General features: G+C 65.3%; 22 protein-coding genes and 2 pseudogenes. 13 read left to right on the top strand and 11 right to left on the bottom strand.

Translation table 11 applies throughout. The annotated features are described in order from the left end of the window. The first annotated feature begins 32 nt into the window (after positions 1–32). The 7 genes and pseudogenes from ACE10W_RS12380 (at position 33) to ACE10W_RS12350 (ending at position 10,099) form a co-directional block, all read left to right on the top strand. Positions 33–2,786, top strand: coding sequence for a calcium-binding protein (locus tag ACE10W_RS12380; protein WP_304551803.1), 2,754 nt, complete (start codon positions 33–35; stop codon positions 2,784–2,786). Positions 2,787–3,020: 234 nt separating this feature from the next. Next, positions 3,021–3,416: a hypothetical protein gene (locus ACE10W_RS12375; protein ID WP_304551802.1), complete on the top strand. Its 396-nt coding sequence runs from the start codon at positions 3,021–3,023 to the stop codon at positions 3,414–3,416. 179 nt (positions 3,417–3,595) lie between these two features. Continuing rightward, positions 3,596–5,230 carry a thiamine pyrophosphate-requiring protein gene (locus tag ACE10W_RS12370; protein WP_304551801.1) on the top strand — a complete coding sequence of 545 codons (1,635 nt, stop codon included), beginning with the start codon at positions 3,596–3,598 and terminating at the stop codon, positions 5,228–5,230. Positions 5,231–5,336: 106 nt separating this feature from the next. Next, positions 5,337–6,353 (top strand): annotated as a pseudogene (locus ACE10W_RS12365) (GAF domain-containing protein); the annotation flags it as partial. 187 nt (positions 6,354–6,540) lie between these two features. After that, positions 6,541–6,903 (top strand): annotated as a pseudogene (locus ACE10W_RS12360) (hypothetical protein); the annotation flags it as partial. 99 nt (positions 6,904–7,002) lie between these two features. After that, complete coding sequence (locus tag ACE10W_RS12355) at positions 7,003–8,376, top strand: sensor histidine kinase (RefSeq protein ID WP_375762759.1); 1,374 nt, start codon at positions 7,003–7,005, stop codon at positions 8,374–8,376. 79 nt (positions 8,377–8,455) lie between these two features. Then, a complete protein-coding gene (locus ACE10W_RS12350; RefSeq protein ID WP_304553739.1) occupies positions 8,456–10,099 on the top strand; it encodes an alpha/beta-hydrolase family protein in 1,644 nt (547 codons plus the stop codon). A 3-nt stretch (positions 10,100–10,102) separates the two neighbouring features. Here the strand turns inward: ACE10W_RS12350 and ACE10W_RS12345 are convergent, their stop codons facing one another. Both ACE10W_RS12345 and ACE10W_RS12340 read right to left on the bottom strand, forming a co-directional pair. Continuing rightward, on the bottom strand, positions 10,103–11,689 hold the full coding sequence (locus ACE10W_RS12345) for an MDR family MFS transporter (RefSeq protein WP_304551799.1): 1,587 nt from the start codon (positions 11,687–11,689) through the stop codon (positions 10,103–10,105). Between the two features lie 151 nt (positions 11,690–11,840). Continuing rightward, the gene (locus ACE10W_RS12340) at positions 11,841–12,356 is read right to left on the bottom strand and encodes a YcgN family cysteine cluster protein (RefSeq protein ID WP_011085887.1); all 516 of its coding nucleotides are present in this window, start codon (positions 12,354–12,356) and stop codon (positions 11,841–11,843) included. A gap of 294 nt (positions 12,357–12,650) precedes the next feature. Between ACE10W_RS12340 and ACE10W_RS12335 the strand changes: the two genes are divergently transcribed. Genes ACE10W_RS12335 through ACE10W_RS12325 form a run of 3 tightly spaced genes read left to right on the top strand, consistent with a single transcriptional unit; the run spans position 12,651 to position 16,105 of the window. Continuing rightward, positions 12,651–14,936, top strand: coding sequence for a transglycosylase domain-containing protein (locus ACE10W_RS12335; RefSeq protein ID WP_011085886.1), 2,286 nt, complete (start codon positions 12,651–12,653; stop codon positions 14,934–14,936). Between the two features lie 9 nt (positions 14,937–14,945). After that, positions 14,946–15,524 carry a DUF1214 domain-containing protein gene (locus ACE10W_RS12330; RefSeq protein ID WP_011085885.1) on the top strand — a complete coding sequence of 193 codons (579 nt, stop codon included), beginning with the start codon at positions 14,946–14,948 and terminating at the stop codon, positions 15,522–15,524. Then, positions 15,521–16,105, top strand: coding sequence for a DUF1254 domain-containing protein (locus ACE10W_RS12325; RefSeq protein ID WP_011085884.1), 585 nt, complete (start codon positions 15,521–15,523; stop codon positions 16,103–16,105). The genes ACE10W_RS12330 and ACE10W_RS12325 overlap by 4 nt, the downstream gene beginning before the upstream one ends. A gap of 326 nt (positions 16,106–16,431) precedes the next feature. Here ACE10W_RS12325 and ACE10W_RS12320 read toward each other — a convergent pair whose 3' ends face one another. The 5 genes from ACE10W_RS12320 to ACE10W_RS12300 form a co-directional block, all read right to left on the bottom strand. After that, entirely contained in the window at positions 16,432–17,202 is a 771-nt protein-coding gene (locus tag ACE10W_RS12320; RefSeq protein WP_304551796.1) for an amino acid ABC transporter ATP-binding protein, read from the bottom strand. 20 nt (positions 17,203–17,222) lie between these two features. Beyond that, entirely contained in the window at positions 17,223–17,918 is a 696-nt protein-coding gene (locus ACE10W_RS12315; protein WP_304551794.1) for an amino acid ABC transporter permease, read from the bottom strand. Then, complete coding sequence (locus ACE10W_RS12310; protein WP_271555850.1) at positions 17,915–18,709, bottom strand: amino acid ABC transporter permease; 795 nt, start codon at positions 18,707–18,709, stop codon at positions 17,915–17,917. The genes ACE10W_RS12315 and ACE10W_RS12310 overlap by 4 nt, the downstream gene beginning before the upstream one ends. A 70-nt stretch (positions 18,710–18,779) precedes the next feature. Beyond that, positions 18,780–19,688, bottom strand: a complete 909-nt coding sequence (locus ACE10W_RS12305) for an amino acid ABC transporter substrate-binding protein (RefSeq protein ID WP_271555848.1) — start codon at positions 19,686–19,688, stop codon at positions 18,780–18,782. A 19-nt stretch (positions 19,689–19,707) separates the two neighbouring features. Then, positions 19,708–20,868, bottom strand: a complete 1,161-nt coding sequence (locus ACE10W_RS12300) for an aminotransferase class V-fold PLP-dependent enzyme (protein ID WP_304551790.1) — start codon at positions 20,866–20,868, stop codon at positions 19,708–19,710. Positions 20,869–21,049: 181 nt separating this feature from the next. Here ACE10W_RS12300 and ACE10W_RS12295 point away from each other — a divergent pair, with 181 nt between their 5' ends. Next, complete coding sequence (locus tag ACE10W_RS12295; RefSeq protein ID WP_304551788.1) at positions 21,050–21,850, top strand: IclR family transcriptional regulator; 801 nt, start codon at positions 21,050–21,052, stop codon at positions 21,848–21,850. Here ACE10W_RS12295 and ACE10W_RS12290 read toward each other — a convergent pair. The 4 genes from ACE10W_RS12290 to ACE10W_RS12275 form a co-directional block, all read right to left on the bottom strand. Continuing rightward, a complete protein-coding gene (locus ACE10W_RS12290; RefSeq protein WP_038965724.1) occupies positions 21,836–23,044 on the bottom strand; it encodes an MFS transporter in 1,209 nt (402 codons plus the stop codon). The two genes, ACE10W_RS12295 and ACE10W_RS12290, sit on opposite strands and share 15 nt — an antisense overlap. A gap of 124 nt (positions 23,045–23,168) precedes the next feature. Next, a complete protein-coding gene (locus ACE10W_RS12285) occupies positions 23,169–24,539 on the bottom strand; it encodes an NAD(P)-binding domain-containing protein (RefSeq protein ID WP_304551786.1) in 1,371 nt (456 codons plus the stop codon). Positions 24,540–24,588: 49 nt separating this feature from the next. Next, a complete protein-coding gene (locus tag ACE10W_RS12280) occupies positions 24,589–24,906 on the bottom strand; it encodes a helix-turn-helix transcriptional regulator (RefSeq protein WP_304551784.1) in 318 nt (105 codons plus the stop codon). A gap of 90 nt (positions 24,907–24,996) precedes the next feature. Beyond that, positions 24,997–25,197 (bottom strand): GDCCVxC domain-containing (seleno)protein, encoded by a 201-nt coding sequence (locus ACE10W_RS12275; RefSeq protein WP_074077126.1) that lies wholly within the window; start codon positions 25,195–25,197, stop codon positions 24,997–24,999. 156 nt (positions 25,198–25,353) lie between these two features. On the opposite strand from ACE10W_RS12275, the gene ACE10W_RS12270 reads away from it, so the two are divergent. Together ACE10W_RS12270 and ACE10W_RS12265 are read left to right on the top strand one after the other, a co-directional pair. After that, positions 25,354–25,680 carry a helix-turn-helix transcriptional regulator gene (locus ACE10W_RS12270; protein ID WP_028172265.1) on the top strand — a complete coding sequence of 109 codons (327 nt, stop codon included), beginning with the start codon at positions 25,354–25,356 and terminating at the stop codon, positions 25,678–25,680. A 4-nt stretch (positions 25,681–25,684) separates the two neighbouring features. Beyond that, positions 25,685–26,662 (top strand): MFS transporter, encoded by a 978-nt coding sequence (locus ACE10W_RS12265; protein WP_304551782.1) that lies wholly within the window; start codon positions 25,685–25,687, stop codon positions 26,660–26,662. Positions 26,663–26,683 lie beyond the last annotated feature (21 nt).

Genomic DNA, 26,683 nt, shown 5'->3' with positions numbered 1-26,683 from the left:
CGTTCCGACGATGACGCGAGCGAGAAGCGCACATGGCTGTCACAGCAAACTTTTCCGCCGGAATTCTCACCACCTTTGGCAACGGCCAGAACAACACAATCGCGTTGGGCCGCAATGCGGCCGGAACGATCGTTGTCAACGGCGGCGCGGTCGCGATCAAAGGCGGACCCGCGACGGTCGCCAACACCAAGTTGATACAGGCCTTCGGCCAAGACGGCAACGACACCATCACGATCGACGAGAGCAACGGCGCGATGCCTGCGGCGAATCTGTTCGGTGGCGCCGGCAACGATACGCTGACCGGCGGGTCCGGCGGCGACATGCTGTTCGGGCAGTCCGGCAACGACACGCTGCTCGGCAAAGGCGGCAACGATCTGTTGTTCGGCGGCGCCGGCAATGATGTGCTGATCGGCGGCGACGGCAACGACCAGATGTTCGGTGAGGCCGGCAACGACCGCATGATCTGGAATCCCGGCGACGACAGCGACCTGATGGAAGGCGGCGAAGGCATCGACACCGCCGAGGTGAACGGCGGCAACGGCAGCGAGACCTTCGCCATCACGGCCAACGGCACGCGCGTGCGCTTCGACCGCGTCGACCCCGCGCCGTTCTCGCTGGACATCGGCACCACAGAAAACCTCGTAGTCCATGCCAATGGCGGCGACGATGTCATCACCGCCAGCGGCAATCTCGCCGCGCTCATCAATCTGACGATCGACGGCGGCGCCGGCAATGACACGATCCTCGGCGGCAACGGTGCCGACTACCTGCTGGGCGGCGACGGCAACGATTTCATCGACGGCAACCAGGGCAACGACACCGCCATGCTCGGCGCCGGCGACGATACCTTCCAGTGGGACCCGGGCGACGGCAGCGACAAGGTCGAAGGACAGGCCGGAGCCGACACCCTGCTGTTCAATGGTTCGAACATCGGCGAGAACATCGTTGTTTCCGCTGGAAATGACGGACGCACGCTGCTGACCCGCGATGTCGGCAACATCACGATGGACCTGAACGGCATCGAGACCATCACGATCAATGCGCGCGGCGGCAGCGACAACATCGTTGTCAACAATCTCGCGGGAACCGATGTCAAACAGGTCAATGTCGATCTCGGATCGACCGGGACCGGGGACGGCGCGGCCGATACGGTGACGCTCGACGGCACGAGCGCAGCCGATACGATCCAGGTGTCCGGCTCGGGCACGTCAATTTCGGTCACAGGATTGCCCGCCGCTCTCGCCATTACCAACGCGGAAGGCGCAAACGACGCGCTCGTCATCGACGGCCTCGGCGGCAACGACACGATCTCGGCGGCGACGCTTGCCGCGGGGGTCGTGCACCTGACGATCGACGGCGGCGCCGGCAACGATACGATCGTTGGCAGCGCCGGCAACGACACGCTGATCGGCGGCGACGGCAATGATTCCGTCGTCGGCGGCCGCGGCGACGACCTCGTGCAGCTCGGCGCCGGCCGCGACGTGTTCCAGTGGAATCCGGGCGATGGCAGCGACACCATCGAAGGCGGCGCCGGTGTCGACACGCTGCAGTTCTCCGGTGCCAACGTCGCCGAGAACCTCATCATAACGGCGAACGGCGATCACGCCCTGCTCACGCGCGACGTCGGCAACATCACGATGGACCTGCACGGGGTCGAGCACGTCGATATCCACGCGCTGGGCGGCGCCGACCATGTCGTGGTGGGCGACCTGACCGGGACGGATGTGACGCGGGTGAACATCGACCTCGGCGGTTCGGCCGGAACGCCGGACGGCGCCATCGACACCGTCACGGTCGATGCGACCCAGGGTGCCGACACATTCGGCGTCGCAGGCAATGCCGGCGGCGTGACGGTCTTCGGCCTCCACGCGGCCACCAACCTGGCCTCCATGGACGCAACCGATCAACTGACACTCAATGGCCTCGGCGGCGACGACGTGATCGATGCGAGCGGGCTTGCGGCCGGCGTGCTGCAACTCACGATCAACGGCGGACTTGGCAACGACACCATCCGTGGCAGTCAGGGCGACGACTTGATCAATGGCGGCGACGGAAACGACGTCGCGCTGATGGGTGCGGGCAACGACACCTTCGTCTGGAATCCAGGCGACGACAACGACACGATCGAGGGCCAGGGCGGCACCGACACGCTGCTGTTCAACGGCGCCAACATCGCCGAAACCATCAACATCTTCGCGAATGGAGGGCGTGCCGAGCTGACGCGGGACGTCGCCTCGATCACGATGGACACGCACGGCGTCGAGACGATCGCGTTCAATGCCCGCGGCGGCGCCGACACGATCAATGTCGGCGACATGAGCGGCACCGACGTGACGGAGGTCAAGATCGATCTGGGCGGCGTTCCCGGCACCCCTGGCGGCGACGGCGCGGCCGACAAGATCGTGATCAACGGCACGGGCGGGGACGACGTCATCTCGCTTTCGCTCAACAGCAATGGCGCGCTGGTGATTGACGGTCTCGCAAGCCAGATCGTGATCGAGAACTTCGACTTCAACGACACCATCACCATCAATGGCCTCGGCGGCGACGACGTGATCGAGGCGTCGGGCGTCGGCCCCGGCGGGCCGCACCTCGTTTTCGACGGCGGCGCCGGCGACGACCTGCTCCTCGGCAGCGCCGGCAACGATACGCTGCTTGGCGGGCTCGGCGACGACGTGCTGATCGGCGGCGGCGGCGTCGACGTGCTGGACGGAGGGCCCGGCGACAACGTCGTGATCCAGTCGTTGCTCGCCCATGCGAGCTTCCACGCCGGCACGCTGATCTGAGGCCGACGATCGCGGTCGCCCGGCGATCGTGTGTTTTGCCTGTCGGGCGCAGCCCGGATGGCGCGGAAGGCAATCGCGGGCCCGCGAATCGATGCGGTCGTGTCCCGGATTGGGCCGCTCACCATCTGGGCTACGGCGCTTTGACGGCCATGTGAGTCCTGATACTCTGCACGCCGTCGTGGCTCGGCGGGCCATGCCATCGATCGTTGAACCAGAGCTGCCGAGAGGATGCGAATGAGAAGCGTGACGCTCTTGGCTCTCGGCCTCATGCTTGTCGGCGCATGGTCGTACGACAGCGCGAGAGGCCAGACTTCGGTCGCGCCGCCGGTTTCGCTTGCTCCACCCAAGGAATCGCCGCCGCGGGCGAGCGCCAAGAATTCCCCGGCAGCGTCCGACAGGGTATCGTCGACACCAGCGACTGGCGGCGTCCCACAACCGCCGAATCCTGCCGCCGACTATGACGGCTTTAGCGCCGTCGACGACAACGACACTCCGGAGCAAACGACGCGAGCCACGACGTCGCGCGCGGCAAAGGGTTCCAAGCCCAATCCGGATACGGCGCAGCAATCGATCGATCAAGAAGATGAGGCGTTAAAACGTAAGCTGACGATCTGCAAAAGCTGCAAGTAGGAGGCCGCGGCACCGAAGCGCTGATGCAATGGCCTTGCGGGTCCGTGCGGCTGGACGCCGGCGCTGCATACCTGACCTACCGCCTCCTTCGCACCCCCGCGCTTTACCCTTCCCCAAATTCCTGATCCTCTCTCCCTCAATCGGCCGGAGCAACCGGCCTCGCCAGGGAGAGAGACGCCATGAAGCTCGGCACCGCCATTGCGGAAATCATGAGGCGCGAGGGCATCGAGATCCTCTGCGGCTATCCGGTCAACCATCTGATCGAGCATGCGGCGAAGGCCGAGATCCGTCCCGTGATGGTGCGGCAGGAGCGCGTCGGCATCCACATGGCGGACGCGATCTCGCGGGTGACGTCGGGACGCACGATCGGCGCGTTCTGCATGCAGCATGGGCCGGGCGCGGAAAATGCAATGGGCGGAGTCGCGCAGTGCTTTGGCGAATCCGTGCCCGTGCTGGTGCTGCCGATGGGCTATCCGCGCCGGCTGGCGCACGTCGAGCCGAACTTCAATTCCAGCGAGGCGATGAAGCCGTTCGCGAAGTCCTCGGAGCCGATCATCCTCGCGGCGGAAGTCGCCAACATCTTCCGCCGCGCCTTCACGAAGCTCAAGAACGGCCGCGGCGGGCCCGTCATCGTCGAAATCCCCTCCGACATGTGGAACGAGGAGGTCCCGGAGCCGCTGAACTACACGCCGGTGCTGCGCACCCGCTACGGCGCCGATCCCGTGCATGTGAAGGAAGCGGCCGCCCTGCTCGTCAACGCCAAACGGCCGGTGATCTATGCCGGCCAGGGCGTGCACTATGCGCAGGCGTGGCCGCAACTGAAACGGCTCGCCGAGCGGCTCGCCATTCCCGTCACCACCAGCTTAGGGGGCAAGTCGTCGTTTCCGGAGACGCATCCGCTCTCGCTCGGCTCCGGCGGCCTCGCGGTGCCGCGCGCGGTTCCGAAGTTCCTCAGCGAGGCCGACGTCATCTTCGGCATCGGCTGCTCCTTCACCGAGACCAGTTTTGGCGTCGCGATGCCGAAGGGCAAGACCATCATCCATTCCACGCTCGATCCGAACCATCTCAACAAGGACGTGGAAGCCAGGATCGGCCTCGTCGGCGATGCCGGCCTCGTGCTCGATGCGCTGCTGGAGGAGATCGGCAAGACCGTCACGAAGGATCGCGATGCCTCGGCCGTCGCGGCGGAGATCGCCGCCTCTCACAAGGAGTGGTTGGCAAAGTGGATGCCGAAACTCACCAGCAACGACGCGCCGCTGAGCCCCTATCGCGTGCTGTGGGACCTCCAGCACACCGTCGACATCAGCAACACCATCATCACGCACGATGCCGGCAGCCCGCGCGACCAGCTGTCGCCGTTCTGGAAGGCCGTGGAACCCCTCTCCTATCTCGGCTGGGGCAAGACGACGCAGCTCGGCTACGGCCTTGGCCTCGCGATGGGCGCCAAGCTCGCAAAGCCCGACAAGCTCTGCATCAATGTCTGGGGTGATGCGGCGATCGGTTTCACCGGCATGGATTTCGAGACGGCGGTGCGCGAGCGCATCCCGATCATGTCGATCCTGCTCAACAATTTCTCCATGGCGATCGAGCTGAAGGTGATGCCGGTCTCGACCGAGAAATATCGCTCGACCGACATTTCCGGCGACTATGCCGCGATGGCACGCGCCTTCGGCGGGTATGGCGAACGCGTGACCAGACCGGAGGACATCATCCCGGCGATCAAGCGCGGCATCCAGAAGACGAAGGAAGGCGTGCCGGTGCTGCTGGAGTTCATCACCAGCAAGGAGACCGAGGTGTCGCGGCCGGGCACGTGAGGCAGCCCGGTCTGAGCGGCAGGGCCGCGGGCGCTGGCTCCGGCCGCAGGAGATGTGATAATCCGGCCCGGTGCGGCGCCCGTCGCGGCACCAGGCCGGATTGCGAATGACCACCCCTTCCAACGATGTCGCCGGGATCGACGAGCTCAAACGGCAACTGCAGTCGGCCGCAGCCGAGAATGCGCGCCTGCACGATCGGCAAAACGCCAGTGCCGAGATTCTGCGCACCATTGCGGCATCTCCCTCGGATGCCCGGCCGGTGTTCGCCGCGATCGCGTCCAGCTCGAAGCGCCTGCTCGGCGGCTTCTCCGCCACCGTGCTTCAGTTCATCGGCGACGAGCTGCACCTCGTGGCGTTCACGCCGACCAGCCCGGACGCGGACGAAGGGCTGAAGGCATCGTTCCCGCGCCGGATCGAGGATTTTCCGACCTTTGCCCTCGTTCGCGGCGGCGAGACGATCCAGTTTCCCGACAGCGAGGCCGAGCACGTCCCGGAGCTGAACCGCAATCTGGCGCGGCTGCGCGGCTTCCGCAGCGTCCTCTTCATGCCGCTGATGAACCGGGGCGCGGCGGTCGGCATGATCAGTGTCACACGCGCCGAGCCCGGCGCGTTCGCGCCCGATCTCGTACAGCTACTCCAGACCTTCGCCGACCAGGCCGTGATCGCGATCGAGAATGCGCGGCTGTTCAACGAGACGAAGGAAACGCTGGAGCGCCAGACCGCGACCGCCGACATCTTGAAGGTGATGGCCGGCTCGCCCTCGGACGTGCAGCCGGTGTTCGACGCCATCGCCGCCAACGCCAACCGGCTGATCGGCGGCTTCTCCACGGCGGTGCTGCGCTATCTCGACGGCGCCGCGCACCTTGCGGCGTTCACGCCGACCGATCCGGCCGGCGATCTCGTGCTCCAATCCTCGTTCCCGGTGCCGTTCGCACGGTTTCCGCCCTACCCGCTTGTGGCCAATGGTGCGGCGGCGCAATTGCCCGACACCGAGCTCGAGCCGGCCGCACGCGACATCGCGCGCGCCCGCGGCTACCGCAGCATGCTGTTCGCACCCCTGATGAGCGAGGGCGAGGCGATCGGCGTCATCATCGCCACGCGCCGGGAGACCGGCGCGTTCGGCGAGCACCATGTCAGGCTGCTCCAGACCTTCGCCGACCAGGCCGTGATCGCGATCGAGAACGCGCGGCTGTTCAACGAGGTGCAGCAGCGCACGAATGAGCTCACCGAAGCGCTCGAGCAACAGACAGCGACGGCCGAAGTCCTGAGCGTCATCTCCAGCTCGGGCGGTGACCTCGTTCCGGTCTTCGATGCGATGCTCGCCAAGGCGATGCAGCTTTGCGGCGCCAATTTCGGCGTGCTCAACACTTTTGACGGCAAGTCGTTCCACAGCGCTGCGACCTACGGCTTGCCGCCCGCCTACGACGAATACCGGCGCATGCAGCCGCTCGAATACGGCCCGGGCACGGCGCCGGCTCGCCTGCTGCTGGGCGAGCCGTATGTCGAGATCGACAATCTCGACGATACGGCGGCCTATCGAAGCGGCGACGCCAATCGCCGGGCATTGGTCGATCTCGGCGGCGCCGCGCTGCCTGCTGACCGTGCCTCTGATCAAGGACGACCGCGTCGTCGGCAATGTGATGATCTTCAGGCAGGAGCAGCGCCGATTCACCGACAAGCAGATCAGGCTGCTCCAGCAGTTCGCAGCGCAGGCCGTGATCGCCATCGAGAATACCCGGTTGCTCCGCGAATTGCGCGAGAGCACCGAGGAATTGACCGAGGCGCTGAGACACCAGACCGGCAGCGCCAACATCCTGAAGGTGATCGCGTCCTCGCCGACCGATGTCGGACCGGCTCTGAAAGCGATCGTCGAGAGCGCCTGCGAGCTCTGCGATGCCTATGACGCCGCCGTAGCGCGGAAGGACGGCGACAGCTTGCGCTTCAGCGCCCACCATGGGCCGATTCCGATCAACCTCGAGAAATGGCCGATCAATCGCAACTGGACCGCGGGCCGTGCCTTCGTCGACCGGCTCCCCGTGCATGTCGCCGATCTCAGCGAGAGCGATGAGTTCCCGGAAGGACGCGCACACGCGCTGCGCATGGGCCACCGCAGCATTCTGAGCGTGCCTCTGTTGCAGGAGAACGAGAGCATCGGCGCGATCGTGCTCCGCCGCAACGAGGTGCATCCGTTCACCGACAAGCAAGTCGCTCTGCTGCAGACCTTTGCCGACCAGGCCGTGATCGCGATCGGCAATGTGCGGTTGTTCGAGCAAGTGCAGGCCCGCACCCGGGAGCTTGCAAAATCGCTCGACGACCTGCGCGCCGCGCAGGATCGCCTGGTGCAGACCGAGAAGCTTGCTTCGCTGGGCCAGCTCACGGCCGGCATCGCGCACGAGATCAAGAACCCGCTGAACTTCGTCAACAATTTCGCGGCAGTTTCCGCGGAACTGATGGACGAGCTGAACCGGTCGCTTGCGGACACAAAGCTCACCGACACGACCCGCGAGGAGGTCGACGAACTGTCCGGAATGCTCAAGGGCAACCTGCAGAAGATCGTGCAGCACGGAAGGCGCGCCGATTCCATCGTCAAGAACATGCTGCTGCATTCGCGCGAGGGCGGCGGCGAGCATCGGCTGAGCGACATCAACGCGCTGGTCGAGGAGAGCCTCAACCTCGCCTATCACGGCGCGCGTGCCGAGAAGCCGCTCTTCGACGTGACGCTGAAGAGCGAGCTCGACCCGGCGGCAGGTTCGGCAGAGGTGTTTCCGCAGGAGATTTCCCGGGTGCTTTTGAACCTGATCTCGAACGGCTTCTATGCGGTGACCAAGCGCCAGATGGGCAGCGGCGCCGCCGGTTACGAGCCGGTGGTGATCGCCACGACGCGCGATCGCGGCGATAGCATCGAGATCCGCATCCGCGACAACGGCACCGGCATCGCGGACGAGGTGAAGGAGAAGATGTTCAATCCGTTCTTCACGACCAAGCCTGCCGGCGAAGGTACCGGTCTCGGGCTGTCGATGAGCCACGACATCATCGTGAAGCAGCACGGCGGCACGATCGACGTCACGACAGAGCCCGGCAAGTTCACGGAATTCACGATCCTGCTGCCGCGCAAGAGCAGCTTTGCGGAGAACAACAAGAAATAGCATCACCCCGGAGGATGTCTTGAAGAGTCTCGCGTGGTTCATTCGGCGACAACTCCTCTCGCTATCAGGTATCGGCCTCATGCTGGGCGCGCTGTTCTTCGCGGCCGCGCTGACGCCGACGCTGATCCCGCGCAGCTATCTCACGCAAGGTGCCCTCGCCGGTGGCTGCTTTGCGATCGGCTATTTCGCCGGAATCCTGTGGCGCCGGCTGTGGCATTATCTCGAACTGCCCGAGCCTTCGGCGCGGGCGCGATCGATCGCGAATGCGCTGGCCGCAGCAATCTGCCTGCTCATCGTCATCATCTTCCTGTGGCGCGCCGCCGAATGGCAGAACTCGATCCGCACTGTGATGAAGATGGCGCCGGTGGAGACCGCCCATCCGCTCAAGGTCTGCGTCATCGCCCTGATCACGTTCGCAGTGCTGCTGGTGCTGGGGCGGCTGTTCGCGGTTGTCGTCCGCTTCCTCGCTACGCGCGCGAGGCTCGTGATTCCGCGGAAGGTCGCCAACGTCCTCGGCGTGCTGGTCGCAGGCCTGCTGTTCTGGTCGATCGCCAGCAATGTCCTGATCCGCACGGCGTTCAACGCGCTCGACTCCTCCTTCCGCGAGCTCGACGCCTTGCAAGAGCCCGAGCGGCCGCAACCGGCCGCCCCGGATCAAACAGGAAGTTCTGCGTCGCTGGTGAAGTGGACGGAGCTCGGGCGCATGGGGCGCAGATTCATTGCCTCGGGTCCGACCGCAGCGGAGATCAGCGCCGTTACGGGAGGGCCCGCGCATGACCCCGTGCGCGTCTATGTGGGCCTCGCTAGCCGCGACACGGCGCAGGCGCGCGCCAAGCTTGCGCTCGAGGAGCTCAAGCGCCAACACGGCTTCGAGCGAAAGATTCTGATCGTCATTACACCGACCGGCACCGGCTGGATCGATCCGTCCGCGATGGACACGGTCGAATATCTCCATCATGGCGACGTCGCGAGCGTCGCGATGCAATATTCCTATCTCAACAGCCCGCTGTCATTGATGTTTCAGCCCGAGTACGGCGCGGAGGCGGCGCGCGCCCTGTTCGCGGAGATCTACGGCTACTGGACGGGCTTGCCGAAGGACAAGCGGCCAAGACTGTATCTGCACGGGCTCAGCCTCGGCGCCATGAACTCGGAAAAATCCGCGGAACTGTTCGAGACGATCGGCGATCCCATTGCCGGCGCGCTGTGGAGCGGGGCGCCGTTCGAGAGCCGCATCTGGCGCTCGGTCACCACGAACCGCAATCCGGGTACGCCGGCCTGGCTACCTGAGTTCCGCGACAGCCGCTTCGTCCGCTTCATGAACCAGAACGGACCTACGGTGCCAGCAGATGCGCCCTGGGGTCCGATGCGCGTCGTCTATCTGCAATATGCCAGCGACGCGATCACCTTCTTCGCCTACCGCGACGCCTATCAGGCTCCAGCCTGGATGAGCGCACCGCGCGGACCCGACGTGTCGCCCGAGCTGCGATGGTATCCGATCGTGACGATGCTGCAGCTCGCGCTCGACATGGCGGTCGCGACCAATACGCCGATGGGCTTCGGCCATGTCTACGCGCCCGAGCACTACGTCGATGCCTGGGTGGCGGTCACCGATGTCCGTGATTGGTCTGCCGACGCGCTGGCGCAGCTCAGGGAGCAGCTTGCTGCGAAAGCGCGGAGGACCGGCGCAGGCAATGCCGACGATGATCCCGATCGCGGCGGCTAGCCGCTACTCCGCCATCTCCACCTGCTGCGTGACGGTCGGGCCGGCCAGCGGCCGCTCCTCCATCATGATCAGGCAGAGCGAGGCGGTGGTCATCAGCGCGGTGGCGGCGCCGAAGACGTAGCGGAACGCGTGCCGCATGTCGTCGGCGGGGATCGCGGGGATGCCGCCGGCCGCGTGATGCTCGCCCGCGAGCGGAATGTCGGTGCCGAGCGCGATCAGCAGGATGGCGGCGAAGGCCGCGACTGTGAACGAGGACATCAGCGAGCGGAAGAAGTTCATCGCGCCGGTGATGGTGCCGACCTGCGGACGCGCGACCGAATTCTGCAGCGAGACCACGCAGACCGGGAAGGTCGTGCCGAGCCCGAGCGCAAACGCGGCCATCAGCGTCAGCAGGCCCCAGAGCGGCAAGGTGGTAAGCGTCAGGCCCAGCGCGCAAATCGCGGCCCAGGACGTGCCGACAATGGCGACGCGCTTGTAGTGCTTGGCGCGCGCCATGGTGCGGCCGGCGATTGCTGCGCCGCAGGTCGAGACCGCCGCGAGCGGAATCAGCGCAAGCCCCGCCTCGCTGGCGCTGAGATGGTAGACCGACTCGTAATAGAGCGGGAGCTGCACGGTGAGGCCCGTGATCGCGCCGAGCCCGCAGCCGCCGGCCGTCAGCGCGAACGGCGCCACCGATCCCGTCAGCAGCTTCAGCGGCAGGAACGGCTCGTCGGCGCGGCGCGCGTGCCAGACGAAGGTGACCGCGAGCGCGACAGCGCCGCCCACCATCGCAAGCACGGTCGGCGAGAGCCACGGATAGCGCGTGCCGCCCCAGGTCAGCACCAGCATGAAGACGACCGCGGAGGCCATCAGCAGAACGCCGCCGAGCCAGTCGACCTTGCGCTTGCGGTGAAACACCGGAATCTTGTTCATCTTCGGCAGCAGCATCGCGATCGCCGCGGCGGCGAGCGGCAGATTGATCCAGAAGATCATCGACCAGTGCAGATGCTCGGCGAACACGCCTCCGATGACCGGGCCGAGGATGCCGCCCACCATCCAGACGCTGGAGAAATAGGCCTGGTACTGGCCGCGCTCGCGCGGGCTCACGACGTCGGAGATCACCGTCTGCACGACAGGCATGATGCCGCCGCCACCCAATCCCTGGAGACCGCGCGCCAGGATCAGCATCGGCATGTTCGGCGCGATCGCGCACAGCACCGAGCCGGCGACGAACAGGCTGAGCGAGATGATGATCATGACGCGGCGGCCGTAGATGTCGCTCAGCGTGCCGAACACCGGTGCGACCGCGGTCGAGGCGAGCAGATAGGCCGTGATGACCCAGGACAGATTGGAGACGTCGTTGAACTGGCGCCCGATGGTCGGCAGCGCGGTCGCGACGATGGTCTGGTCGAGGGCTGCCAGAAACATCGTCAGCATCAGGCTGATCACGATGGTGCGGACCTCGTCGGAGGTCAGCGGCACCGGCGGCGCGATGGACGGCGCGTCATCGACGCTGATGACCTCGCTCGGAAGGCGGGACAGCTCTTCGGCAATGTCGTCGGGCAACGCCTGGATGTCGGCAGAACTGCTCTGCCGGTCGAACTTGTTCATCTCGATCGGAAGCCGTGAGGCGGCGCAACGCCGCGAAGGATTCGTTCTATGCAGTCCAATGTAGACAGCAAAGTTCTTCCCAGGCAGGCACCGCGGCGCATGGGTGCATCCCGCCGCCGGGTCATCCCGAACACGTGATCCGTGCGGCGGATCAGTCCTTCGGACGTCGCTTCAGGCGGGCCCGTTTCGGCAGCAGGGCCGGCCATTGCACGATGTGGTCCTCGAGATCCGCGTCCGGGATCTCCTCCTCGCTGCCCTCGACCCGGCCGCGCACGGAGACGCCCGCCTCATGCACGGTGTTGGGATCACCCGATACCAGCGGATGCCACCAATAGAGGTCGCGCCCCTCGGCGACGAGCTTGTAGCCGCAGCTCGGCGGCAGCCAGTTCAGGGTGCGGACATTGGCCGGGGTCAGGCGGACGCAGTCCGGAACCTTGTCGGAGCGATTCGGGTAGTCCTTGCAGCCGCAGGTCCCGGCATCGAGCAGCTTGCAGCCGACATGGGTGAAATAGATGTCGCCGGTGTCCTCATCCTCGAGCTTGTTCAGGCAGCAGCGGCCGCAGCCGTCGCACAGGCTCTCCCATTCGGCCCCCGACATCTCTTCCAACGTCTTGGTTTTCCAGAAGAATCCTTCCTGGCCTGAAGGTCGTTTGGGAGCTGCGGTCATGCGCCTCAACAAGAGTTCGAAAGAGCTACGGTTAACCCATCTAGGCCGTGTGCCTGCGATGCTGCAAGCAACGCCCCCGGGAGGCCCGTAATGACCCGGGGTCAATTAGGCCTGTTGTTCAAAATCGCGAGCCTGACCATTGGTTTATAGGCCCTGCTCGGCTAGAAGGAACAGCAAGTCCCCAAAGGACGCGAACCGGGCGCCTTGGGTTTGCCGCAACATTCCCTCAAGACGTCTCGATGCCGCCCCGGCCGGGTGCTTGAACGGTTTCGAACCGAGCCTCAAGGGTTCTAGGTGCGCCAGATCATACCACCGCATTGGAAGCAGAAGGTCCGGAATTTCTTCCTGGATCTCGATGCGCGCATCGACTCCTCGCTGTTCTCCTCGGCCAAGGGCATCCGCGAGCTCTACGAGCGCTACTCGACCTTCATGGACCGCTTCTATGTCGGGCGGTGGAAGCGCTGGGTGTTCATCGAGCCGCTGTCGGAAGCCGCGACCCTCGGGCTCGGCGGCCTCGTCGTGATGCTCACGCTCGCCATCCCCGCCTTCCGCGAGACCGCGGACGAGGACTGGCTGAAGAAATCCGACCTCGCGGTGACCTTCCTCGACCGCTACGGCAACCCGATCGGCAGCCGCGGCATCAAGCACAACGACTCGATCCCGCTGGAAGATTTTCCTGACGTGCTGATCAAGGCGACGCTGGCGACCGAGGACCGCCGCTTCTATGAGCATTTCGGCATCGACATCGCCGGCACCGCGCGCGCGCTCGTCACCAACGCCCAGGCCGGCGGCGTCCGCCAGGGCGGCTCCTCGATCACCCAGCAGCTCGCCAAGAACCTGTTCCTGAGCAACGAGCGCACCATCGAGCGCAAGGTCAACGAAGCCTTCCTCGCGGTCTGGCTGGAATGGCGCCTGACCAAGAACGAGATCCTCAAGCTCTATCTCGACCGCGCCTATATGGGCGGCGGCACGTTCGGCGTCGACGGCGCGGCGCATTTCTACTTCAACAAATCCGCGCGCGACGTGACGCTGGCGGAGGCTGCGATGCTCGCCGGCCTGTTCAAGGCGCCGACCAAATACGCCCCCCACATCAACCTGCCTGCCGCGCGCGCCCGCGCCAACGTCGTGCTCGACAACCTCGTCGATGCCGGCTTCATGACCGAGGGCCAGGTGTTCGGCGCCCGCCGCAACCCCGCCTTCGCGGTCGACCGCCGCGACGAGGCTTCGCCGAACTACTATCTCGACTACGCCTTCGACGAGATGCGCAAGCTGGTCGACACCTTCCCGAAGTCCTACACCGAGCGCGTCTTCGTGGTCCGCCTCGCCATCGACGCCAACGTGCAGAAGGCCGCGGAAGACGCCATCGAGAACCAGCTGCGCCAGTTCGGCCGCGACTATCACGCGACCCAGGCCGCGACCGTCGTCTCCGATCTCGACGGCGGCATCCGCGCCATGGTCGGCGGCCGCGACTACGGCGCCAGCCAGTTCAACCGCGCCACCGACGCCTATCGCCAGCCCGGCTCCTCGTTCAAGCCCTACGTCTACACCACCGCGCTTCTGAACGGCTTCACGCCGAACTCGATCGTGGTCGACGGCCCGGTCTGCATCGGCAATTGGTGTCCGCAGAACTATGGCCATTCCTATTCCGGCGCGGTGACGCTGACGCAGGCGATCACGCGCTCGATCAACGTGGTGCCGGTCAAGCTCTCGATCGCGATCGGGCAGAAGGAGCAACCGAAGGCGCCGAACCCGGCCAAGATCGGTCGCGCCAAGATCGTCGAGGTCGCCCGCCGCTTCGGCCTCAAGGCGCCGCTGCCCGACACGCCCTCGCTGCCGATCGGCTCGGACGAAGTCACCGTGCTCGAGCACGCGGTTGCCTACGCGACCTTCCCCAATCGCGGCAAGTCGGTGACGCCGCATTCGGTGCTGGAGGTGCGCACCGGCGCCGGTGATCTCGTCTGGCGCTGGGACCGCGACGGCCCGAAGCCGAAGCAGGCCATTCCGCCGAACATCGCCGCCGACATGGCCGGGATGATGAGCCACGTCGTCAGCGAAGGCACGGCGCGCCGCGCCGCGCTCGACGGCATTCCGACCGCGGGCAAAACCGGCACGACCAATGCGTATCGCGATGCCTGGTTCGTCGGCTACACCGGCAATTTCACCTGCGCGGTCTGGTACGGCAACGACGACTATTCGCCGACCAACCGCATGACCGGCGGCTCGCTGCCGGCGCAGACCTGGCACGACATCATGGTCGCGGCGCATCAAGGCGTCGAGGTCCGGGAAATCCCCGGCATCGGCATGGGCCAGAAGCTGCCGCCGCAGCCGATGGCCGCGCAAGCCAATGCAGCGCCAAAAGTGCTGGAGACCAAGCCCGGTCCGCCGCCCGTGCTGACCAAGCGCGGCGCCGACATCCTGGTGCGCGTCGAGAAGCTGCTGGATGAAGCGGCCAAGACCGCGAACAAGTCGGCCGCGAGCGACGGCAAGCCCGCCAGGCCGGCCTCATCGACAAGCGCGCTCGCCTTCCCGCAGAACTATGCGGAAGAGAATGCGAACGCATCCGCCCCGCGTAAGAACTGATCGAAACCCGTGCGGCTGATCCTGACCACATTGACTGCCCTCCTGCTCGCGACCGTGGTGGGCGTCGGCGCGACCTGGATGACGACGACGCGCGGCACCGAGATCGGCGCGCTGACCATCGGCCCCTGGACCGCGCGCCCGCGCACCGGCACCGCCGACGTCGACCCCTATTCGCGCGCCACCATCGTGCGCAACGGCGAGCTGCCGATCGGCACCGGCGACGGGGTCGCCTTCACCGCCACCGCCGACGACAAGAAGAAGGCGCTCGACGGCCGCTGCGATGTGATCGTCTCCGGCGTGACGCCGCCGGCGCGGTTCTGGACGCTGACGCTGTACGACCGCAAGGGGCATCTCGTCGCCAATTCGCTGCAGCGCTACGGCTTCACCAGCCAGGAGATCGTGCGGCAGTCCGACGGCACATTCGAGATCCGCATCGCCTCGCGCTCGCGCTCCGGCAACTGGCTGCCGACCGGCGGCATCGAGCGCTACGCCCTGATGCTGCGCCTCTACGACACCCCGGTCGGCGTTGCGACGCGCACCCAGCGCGATGCGCCGATGCCGACGATCTCGACGGTGGGCTGCTCATGATCCGGCTCGCCTTCACCATCGTTGCCGGCGTGGTGCTCGGCCTCGTCGTCCATCTCGTCAGCGTGCTGGCGCTGCCGCGCATCGCGACGCAGGACGCCTATTCGCGGCTGACGCCGATGACCAAGCTCAACGGCGTCACCCAGCTTCCCCTCGCCGATCCCAACACCTCGCCGATGCCGTTCATGGACCCGGCCTTTGCGCTGGCGATCTGCCGCTACGACCTGTCGGGCGGGCCGATCAAGCTCACCGTCCCCGTCAGCCAGGCCTACACCTCGGTGTCGTTCTACACCCGCAACGAGATCGCCTATTACGCCATCAACGACCGCTCGGCGGGCAAGAAGGTGATCGAGCTCGACCTGATGACCGAAGCGCAGCACAACGAGCTGCCCGAGGACGAGGAGATCACCGCGGCCGACCGCCTGATCATCGATTCCCCTGCTACCACCGGCCTGATCGTGATGAAGGCCCTGGCCGCCGAGCCCGGCCTGATGCCGCAGGCGCAAGCGACGCTTGCGGCCGCGACCTGCGCGCCGCAGACCGAGGTGCCGGCCAAGGCCGAGACGCCGCGCGGACGGCGCTGAGCACGATTGCTAAGGCACGCTCAAAACAAGAACTGAAAAAACAACCCCATGCACAGTAGCGGGGGCATTGAAACTGTTAGCTAATTTAAGCGACCCATCAGCAGCCGCGCGACCTCGGCCACGCGACCATTTTTGCCGCCTTTGACTTGTCGGGCAAAACACTGGCAGAATGGGAAGATCGAAAGTTCGTAACACCCGCGCGGAGCAATCCGCCGCGGGTGTTTTCATGTCGGAGCCTAGAGTTGGATTTGGATGCCAGGCTCCCGCAAGCATACGAATTCGCAGTCGCGTGCCGCCATCTTCCTGAAACCTGACGTCGCTCCCGATCAATGAATGATCTGGCCGAGGAACGCCTTCGCGCGCTCCGTGCTCGGCGCATTGAAGAAGGTTTCAGGATCGGCCTCCTCGACGATCGAGCCGCGATCCATGAAGACCACCCGGTCAGCGACTTCGCGGGCAAAGCCCATCTCGTGCGTGACGCACACCATGGTCATTCCGTCGCGCGCGAGCTCTACCATGGTGTCGAGCACCTCCTTGACCATCTCCGGATCGAGTGCGGAGGTCGGCTCGTCGAACAGCATGATCTTCGGCTGCATGCAGAGGGCGCGGGCAATGGCAACGCGCTGCTGCTGGCCGCCGGAGAGCTGTCCCGGATATTTGCTCGCCTGGTCGTGGATGCGTACCTTGCGCAAGACACCGATCGCACGCTCATGCGCCTCCGCGCGCGACAGACCGCGCACCTTGATCGGGGCCAGCATGCAGTTCTCGACGACTGAGAGATGCGGAAACAGGTTAAAGCTCTGGAACACCATGCCGACCTCGCGGCGGACGTCGTTGATGTCGCTCATCCGGTCCGACAGCTCGATGCCGTCGACGACGATGCGGCCGCCGTCATGCTTCTCGATGTGGTTGATGCAACGGATCAGCGTCGACTTGCCCGAGCCCGAAGGTCCGCAAAGAACGATCTTCTCGCCTGCCCTCACGCTGAGATTGACGTCACTCAGGGCCGTGAAGCGGCCGAACCGCTTCACCACGTTTTCCACGGTGACGATGGCCGCGGATCGGCTCGTCTCGTTCGCGGCAATCTCCCGAACCATCTTCGTCTCCCCAGGATTTTTCATCGGCGCGCTCCGGCGATCGCATAGCGCTTGCGCAACAGCGCGACGCCTTGCGATGCCGCCGAACTGATGGCGAGGTAGACCACGACGACCACGAGATACATCTCGACGAGACGGCCGTTGAGCTGCGCAAGCTTCGAGGCCGCGCCGAGCAGGTCGGTGAGCGAGAGCACGTAGACCAGCGAGGTATCCTGGAACAGGATGATGGTCTGGCTCAGGATGATCGGGCTCGCCACGCGGAGCACCTGCGGCAGGATCACGCTGCGATAGGTCTCGAAGGTGGACAGTGCGAGCGCCTGGCACGCCTCGAACTGTCCGCGGTTCACCGCGCGCAATCCGACGCGGATGATTTCCGAATAATAGGCCGCCTCGAACAGGCCGAAGGTGATGAAGGCGGTCCAGGTGGCGCCGATCGGAATCGGGCGACCGTTTCCGCTGAGATGGCCGAGCACGATCGGCACCAGGAAGAAGAACCAGAACAGGACGAGGATCAGGGGGATCGAGCGGATCAGGGCGATGTAGCCGCGCACGACCTTCCCGATCACGGGCACTTCGAAGTGCTGCAACAGCGCAAGGCAGGTGCCCAGGATCATGCCGACCACGAAGGCTACCGCGGTCAGCGCCAGCGAAAACAGCAATCCGGACCAGAGATAGGGCCACGCCTGCAGAACAATCGAGAAATCGAGGCTGTTCATTTCACGACCTCCATCCCTGAGGGCAACGAGCCGGCCTGCCCGACGTCGTCGGCCAGGCTCGGCTCGATCGCATCCTCCGCACGCCCTGTGCCCGGAATGCGCACGGCCCTGTCGATCAGCGCCATCCCCTGATAGGCGATCAGCGCCAGCGCGAGATAGATCAGGGTCGCGGCGCCGAAAGCCGTGAAGGTCTGGAACGTCGCCTCGCTGATCTGGCGCGCCTGAGCCGTGAGCTCCATCAGCCCGATCGTCAGTGCGACCGAGGTGTTCTTGTAGATGCCCATCACCTCGCTGGTGAGGCTTGGCACGATCAAACGCAGCGCCTGCGGCACGATGATATGGCGGTAGGTCAGATAGGCGGTGAGTCCGAGTGCGCTTGCCGCCTCGGTCTGCCCTCTCGGCAGGGCATCGATCCCGGCCCGAACCTGCTCGGCGATCCGGGCCGCGGTGTAGAGGCCGAGGCACAGAAGTGCGGGGACGAATGATCCCCAGGGCGGCGGAATCTGCTTGATGGCATTTCCGAGCGTGACGGGAAGAATCTCCGGCAGGACGAAGTACCAGAGAAACATCTGCGCCAGGACGGGGATGTTGCGGAAAATCTCCACATACAGGCGCGCAAGCGCAGCGATGGCCCGGTTCTGCACGGTGCGGCCGATCCCGACGACGATCCCGATCGCAAAGGCAATCCACCAGCCGAAGAACGCCAGGGCCAGGGTCCAGCCGAGGCCCGACAGAAGCCAGTCGATGTAGCGCTGGCCATCCGCCGTCTGTTCAAAGAGCACCGCGAACATGGCGAACCTCGAAGCTCCGGATACAAGAGAGGATCAGCGTGCGGAAAGATTCCGCGATATGGTTCTCCGACTAATCGACGGCATCGCTGGGATGCGCGATCCGTTCCTTCAGTTCGTCGGTCAGCGGAAAGGCAAGATTCTCGCCCTTTGGCGGAATCCCCCGCGTGAACCACTTCGCGTAGGTCTTTTCGAACTGCCCCGACGCCATCTGCTTCGACAGGACGTCGTCGACGAGCGCCTTGAAGCCGGCATCGCCCTTCGTGAACATCAGACCATAATAGATCTTCGCGTAACCCTCGGGGAGAAATATCAGCGCGTCCGGCTTCGGAGCCGCGGCCTTGAGGCCGGCGAGCAGGATATCGTCCTCCATGAAGGCGGCCGCGCGGCCGGTGTTGAGCATCAGGAAGGATTCCGCGTGGTCTTTCGCCTGGACGATGTTGAAGCCGAGCTGCTCCTTGGCATTCACGCCTTGCGCGAAGCCGACGGCATTGGAACCCTGGGTCACGACGATCGTCTTGCCCTTGAGATCGCCGGCCGTCTTCACGCCGCTGTCGGCCTTGACCAGCCAGCGCGGCTGGCTGACGAAGGTGGCGACGGAGAACGAGACCTGCTCCTGCCGCTTCCTGTCGTTCGCCGTGCCGCCACACTCGATATCGACGGTGCCGCTTTGGATGAGCGGAATCCGGTTGGACGAGTTCACCGGCGTATAGTTGACGGCGAGATTGGGCAGGCTGAGCTCCACCTTGATGCGCTCGACGATGCCGGCGCAGAGGTCCAGTGAAAAGCCGATCGGCTTTTGATCGGGACCGAGATACGAGAACGGAATGGAGGCCTCGCGGTGGCCGATGGTGATGGCACCGCTCGATTTGATCTTGGCGAGCGTGGGGCTGTCGGCCGCGATCGACGGCCCAGCGAGGGTGCCGACGGCCGCAAGGCCGATTAGGCCGCCCCATACACGCGCAAAACTCGTCATGTGCATCTCCCCTCTGAAGAACAGCCTAGGCGGCCCTGGACGACGGCTTCACGCTGCGCCGCTTGATGATGTCGATCAGGCGATCGACATCGGCGAAAGTGTTGAACATCCCGAACGACACGCGAATGCCATCGCGCTCCGGCGACACGCGGACGCCATTCTGCTCGAAATGACCGAGCCATTCGCCCGCAGGAAGCGCGATGACGTAGATGTGCGGCGCGCGGTGCTGCCGATCGCGGGGACCGACGAGACGAACGTCCAGCGCGTCGAGCCCCGCGATGAGATGATCGCCGAGATCGAGACAATGGTTCTGGATGTTCTGCACACCCAGCGCTTCGATCATGTCGAGGGAGGCACCGAGCGCATGGATCGCCGGAAGATTGAAATTGCCGAGCTCGAAGCGACGCGCGCTCGGGGCAAGCTCGAGTTGGTCGGGCCGGGCGATGAGATCGGCCGGGACCTCCGCAAGGCTGGCGGCGGCGAGATAGGCGGGCTCGAGCTCGATCCTCGATTTGTCCCAATACAGCAGCCCAAGCCCCTGCGGCACGAGCAAGCCCTTGTGGCTGCCCGACCCGATGAAGGTCGCCCGCATGGCTTTCGCATCGATCGGCACGACGCCGATCGCCTGCATGACGTCGACGACGAAATAGAGCCCCTTCTCGTCACAGAGGGCGCCGATGCTTTCGACGTCAAAACGATGACCGGCGTGGAAGGTCACCTGCGACATCGAGATCGCCCGCGTGCTCGCGTCGATGTGCGGACGAAGGCTGTCGGCGTTCACGATCTCCGTCATCGGCACGAACTCGACCGTCACGCCCTTGCGCCGCAGATTGAGGAACGCATAGGCGTTGTTGGGATGATCGCCAAGGATCATCAGCACCTTGTCGCCGGCGCGCAGGGGCAGCGCGTTGGCGGCAATGTTCATGCTTTCCGAGGTGTTCTTGGTGAAGGCGATCTCGTCGGCCGCTACGCCGAGAAACCGCGCCAGCTTCTCGCGGGTCTGCTCGACGCGATCGAGCCACACGCTCTTGGGGCCGGCCGTCTCAAGGCCCTCGCGGAGGAAGAGATCGATCGCCGCCTTGACCGGGCGCGCGAGCGGCGTCTGGAAGCCGGCGTCGAGATAGGTGATGCGCTCGACAGCCGGAAATTCCTTCCGCACGGCACCGACGTCGTAATGGCGAGACATCCCACTCTCCTGATGAGCGCGCCCGGCAGGGCTCTGGCTGCGCTGCACAAATCCTGATCACCTTTCGGCGGCGCCAACGATATGAGCAATCCGCCGGTGCGGCCAAGAGTAATTTTCATATTTCAATAGTATTTATTCCGAAAAATGATAATTATATGGGATGTCACGCAAGGATGAGTAGATGCCGCAAACCAAATCCGACGGACCGCTCGACCGGGCCTTCGCCATCGTTGGCCATGTCGCCGGTCAAGTCAGAGCTGTCTCGGTTGCGGAAATCGCCAACGCGCTGGCTCTCCCGCTGCCGACGGCGCATCGCCTCATCGGCAATCTGGAGCAGCGCGGGCTGCTTCAGAAAGCGCTGGGAACGAAGCGCTACGTGGTCGGCAACCAGCTGGTCACGCTGTCGGCCAAGGTCATCGGCGCAGCTTTCCGCACCGCGCGCCGGCACGCCGTGCTCCGCGCAGTCGCGGCCGAAATCGGCGAGCAATGCGAGATCGGTGTCGTGCGGGACAATGTCGTCGCCTACGTCGACAGCGTCCGCGTGTCGCAACCGCAGGGGCTCCAGTTCAATCCGGGCGAAGCGGCACCGCTCCACTGCACGTCGACCGGCAAGATCTACATGAGCCGATTGCCGGAGCGAGCGCGCGAGAATCTGTGCCGCGCACTCGCGCTCACCAAATACACCGAGACGACGATCGTCGACGTCGAGAGCCTGATGAAAGTCCTCGACGAGACGCGCAAACGCGGCTGGGCCAAGACCAACGAAGAGTACGTGCGAGGGGTCGTCGGCTGCGCCGTTCCCATCCTGTCTCCGGATCGCGAACTGATCGCGTGCCTCGGCGTCTCCGTTCCCGTGGCCCGCGTGAGCTTCGCCGAGCTGGATCGGTTCATCGCTCCGCTGCAGAAAGCCGCTGCGCTGCTGTCGGAGACCATCCTCCAGGCCGACGATGACGGCGCGAGCGAGGCATCAGAGACGTTCTAGTCCTGCCCGTTTGATTGTCCGCTTCCGGCCCCCGTCGGCGCCGCTCCGCGCCCACAGCAGCGCGAGCGGCCCCAGCGCGATGCCGGCGGCGAGGACGATGAACGCCAGCAGCCAGCCGGTCGCGCTCTGCGGGCCGCCGGCCGCGTCGAGCGCAGCGCCGGTCCCCCACGCGCCAACCGCTGACAGGCCGAAACCAACCGTCGAGTGCAAGGCGAGCGTCGCGCCGCGATGTTCGGATGCGGCGGCGGCCGACATGCCCGCGGTCAACGCGCCGGAATCGGCCGGCACGGTCAGGCCATAGAGGAGCAGCAGCAGCGCGAGCAGCCATGCCGGGGCCGTCGCGTTGAGGCCAATGACCAGCGCGACGCAAGCCGACGCAATCATCACGATCGTGATCGCGCGATGGCGGCCGAATTTCAGCGCCGCCTCGTTGCCAAGGATGCTAGCGGGCATCGAGATCACCGCGAAGCAGAAGCTCAGCACAACGGGGCTCAACCACGCCGGCGCGCCCTGATGGGCAACGACGAAGGTCCAGAACCCCACCAGCCAGGTGCGGATGCCGTAGAGCTCGAAGCAGTGCGCACCATAGCCGAGGATGTATCCGAGCGCCTCGCGATTGGCGAAGACGGGGGCGAAGTTCAGCAGACGCCCGGCTTTCGGCACGGGTCGCCGCGGGTCGATCAGGAGGCACGCGCCGACCATTGCGACCGGACCGAAGCCGGTCACGAGGAAAGCCGTCCGCCAACCCCACCTGTCGGCGATCAGTTGCGCCACCAGGAACGAGAGGCCGACACCCACCGAGAAGCTCGACGTGTACAGCGTGACGGCCCGCGAGGTGTCGCCCGCGGGAAGCCGGTCCGTCAGGGCTTTCAGGCCGGGCATGTAGGCGCCCGCAAATCCGAGCCCTGCAAGCGACCAGATCGCCGTGCCCGACCAGAACCCCTGCGCGAACATGCCGAACGCCGCGGTGGCGAGCCCGCTGACGATCGAGCCCCAGAGCAGGACCAGCCGCGCATCGATCCGGTCGGTCAGCGTCGTCAGCACCGGCACTGCGAGCATGTAGCCGAACGCATAGCCGCTTGCCATCAGGCCGCCTTCGGCCGCGGAAAGTCCCCACGCCGGCATCAGGTGCTGCGCCAGGTTCGCGGACAGCGTCACATGCGGCAGCAGGTTGCCGACCTGGCCGATGCACATCACCGCAATCAGAGACCGGCCGCTCAAGCTTCGAATTTTGCCCTCCATTGCGGGGAAGACAGCGCCGGGGTTGGCAGGGTGCCGAGCGCCGGTCCTTCGGCGAGCGGGTGCGGAGCGGAGTGCCTCATGAACAGCCACACCCCGAAGCGCCCGACGTCTTCGCGGTTTCGTCGGCGGCGCAGCAGGCCGACGAAACGTCCTTCGCCGGCCCGCCGCAGCATCCCGACGCGGCGGCAGCGGTCTCAAGGCCGCCGCGCGTACAGACGCCGGTCTCGGGCAGCACAAGCTCGACTCTCGCCGCGGCGCGCTTGTCGCCGGCGATATCGGCCACGATCGAGCGGACCTGCTCATAGCCCGTCATCATGAGGAAGGTCGGGGCCCTGCCATATGACTTCATGCCGGCCAGGTAGAAACCCGGCTCGTCATGCGCGAGCTCGCGGGCGCCGTGCGGGCGCACCGTGCCGCAGCTATGCTCGTTGGGATCGATCAGCGGCGCCAGCGCGACCGGTGCCTCGATGGCGGGATCGAGCCGCAGGCGCAGCTCGGACAGGAACGAAAAGTCGGGACGGAAACCGGTCGACACGATCAATTCGTCCGCGATCACGTGTCGCGCACCGCTCAAGGCGCCGGCGGCGATCTTGAGCCGGCCCTCGGAGTCCGAAAGGTGCGTGACGCCGAATTCGGTTTCGATCCTGATCTTCCCGGCGGCAACGAGCGCGGCGAAGGCGCTGCCGAGCTCGCCGCGCGCGGCCAGCTTGTCGTTGCGGCCGCCGCCGAAAGCCTTGGCGGGATCGGCGCCGCGCAAGAGCCAGACCGGTTGCGTACCCGGCACCTCGCCCGCGAGATGCACGAGATCGATCAGCGTACCCACGGCGGAATGGCCGGCGCCCAGGACGGCAACGGTCTTCCCGGCATATCTGGAACGAGCGGCGCCTCGCACATCCGGCATGCCGTAGGCGACGCGGCCGGCGCACTCGGGCTCGCCGATCGCCGGCAAACCGTTGCTCCCGGCCGGATTGGGGGAGAACCATGTGCCTGACGTATCGATCACGGCATCCGCGCGCAGCACCTCGGGGCCGCGGCCGTTCCGGTAGCGGATCTCGAACGGCGCCTGCTCGCGTCCTCTGGTCCTGGCCTTGTCGAAGCCGACACGGCTGATCGCCGAGACGCGGCTGGAGGTCCGGATCGCCTCACGCAGCGGCGTTCGCGTCGCAAGCGGCGTAAGATATCGATCGAGCAACTCGCCGCCGGTCGGATAGGACTGAGGGTCCGGCGAATTCCATCCCGTCGGCGCGAGCAGACGCGCGGCGGCCTTGTCGATGTTGTACTCCCACGGCGAGAACAGCTGCACGTGCTGCCACTGGCGGATCGCATGTCCAGCCTCCGGCCCGGCCTCCAGCACAACGGGCGACATGCCCCGTGCGAGCACATGCGCGGCCGCGGCGAGGCCGACGGGCCCTGCCCCGACGATAGCTACCATCTTCCCATCACGCATCTTGTCATCCTATAATTCTAGAAATTTCGAATAACAGAGCCGAAAAAAATCAGGCCGCTGTCCGGGCGCCCTTGCATCCGGCTTCGTCCGCACAGCACTCCGCCGCGAGGAAATCGACCAGGCCCCGCATCAAGTCATAGTTCGCGTGACAGACCAGGGTCGTCGATTCGCGGACCTGGCTGATGAGTCCGACCGAGACCAGAGACTTGATGTGATGCGACAGCGTCGAGGCCGGGATCTTCAGCTTGTCCTGCAAGCGGCCGACGGGCATGCCCGACCGTCCGGCCCGGACCAGGGCCCGATAGATCTGAAGCCGTGTCCGGTTACCCAGGGCTTCCAGGCGTGCTGCTGCGTCGTCGATCTTCATGACGAGACAATGCACCGAGCCGCCGGCGCGGTCAACTATATTTCTAGAATATTGGAAATACAGTTGAGACCGCTCCGGCGGAGGCTGGCATCAACAGCACTTTCCGTTCTGCTGGATCGGCGGACAAGGGACCGATCCGTACGAACAAAAGACGCAGCAATCGCCGCTCTTGGGCTTGAGCCGGGCCCCGCACCCCTTGCAATCGTAGAAGAACTGGCAGGCGTCAGTCGGCATGGTCTCGGCTGACGCGTGATGACAGACCGGACACGTAATAACCGATTGCGTTTGCATTGCCGGCTTTCCTCGATCGCAAGACAAGACCCATTCTAGTCCTTTAGCGCCAACGCGCCAACAAAGGTCGCGTTACTTTCGGAGCTCGATCTCCATCAGACCATAAAACTAGCATTATAGTTGTAATTCCCTAGGGTTTGCGGTATCGTGGAACCCATGAACCGGAAAATCGCTGCGCGCTGTCTGGCGGAACTAGGCAATTTGACGCGCCTGGACATATATCGGCTGCTGGTTCGAGCCGGGCCGCCCGGCCTTAGCATCACCGATATCCAGACCCGCCTCGACGTACCGGCCTCGACGCTCGCCTTTCATCTCCGCGGGCTGGTCACCGCTGGCCTCGTCGCACAGGAGAAAAACGGGCGCACGGTGATCTGCCGCGCTCGATACGATCGCATGGACGGAGTCATCGCGTTCTTGCGCGAGCATTGCTGCGAGGGATTTGCGAGTGACGCGCCGGCGGCGGCGACACGCCGGGCGAGTTGATCAGATGCGGATGGTGAGCCCCCGAACGTCGGCTCTCCATTATGGCTGGATCGTACTGGGCGCGGGCACATTCGGCTCGTTCATGACGCTGCCCGGCCAAACGGCAGGCGTTTCCGTTTTCTTCGACCCCATCACCGCCGATCTCGGAATCTCTCGCACATCAGCCTCAATCGCTTATGCAGTGGGAACGCTTGCGGGAATCCTGCCGGCACCCGTGATCGGTCGCTGGATCGACCGGCGCGGACCGCGCCTAACGGCGACCATCATCGCCGGTGGCCTCGCCCTGGCCTGCACGCTCATGGCGGCTGTGCAAACAGCAATGATGTTGCTCATCGGCTTCGCGCTGTTGCGCGGCGCTGCGATCGGCGGCCTCAGCCTCGTCAGTCAGCAGGTCGTCAATCTATGGTTCGTACGTCGGCGCGGGATTGCCGCTGCAGCAGCCAGTCTCGGACTCGCGGCCGGTTCCATGACCTTCCCGAAGCTGATCGATAGCCTGATCTCGCTCTACGGCTGGCGAGGCGCCTATCTCGCCCTCGCCGGACTTGTTGCACTCACCATTGTGCCGGTTGCGGCTGCCCTGTTTCGCGATCGGCCGGAGAAATACGGCCTCAGCACGGACGCCGGGCTGCCGCCGACTACGCAAGATCTACGGGAGGAGCCTTCGCTTACGCGCAAGCAGGCGCTCCGTACCGGCGTATTCTGGCTGCTGTGCGCGGCAGGCTTTCTCACCAATGCCATCGCACCGCGCTCTTGCTCAATCACTTCTCAATCTTGCGGACGGCCGGAATTGCGCATAGCGACGCGCTGCTACTGCTGTCGCTTCTTGCCGGCGTTCAAGCCGTTGCGACACTCGGCACCGGATTTCTGGTGGATCGCTATGAACCCCGGCACCTGGTTCCGCTCGCGATGTTCATGCTTGCGCTGGCGACGGCTCTTCCGGCGTTTAGCAGCGGCGTCGCCATCAGTGTGCTGTACGCGCTGAGTCTGGGAGGGGCGTACGGTT

The sequence above is a fragment of the Bradyrhizobium sp. B025 genome (genome assembly GCF_042257955.1).
Taxonomy (GTDB): domain Bacteria; phylum Pseudomonadota; class Alphaproteobacteria; order Rhizobiales; family Xanthobacteraceae; genus Bradyrhizobium; species Bradyrhizobium diazoefficiens.
The sequence above is the reverse complement of the archived record's forward strand: the minus strand, read 5'-3'. Positions and strand labels throughout refer to the sequence as shown.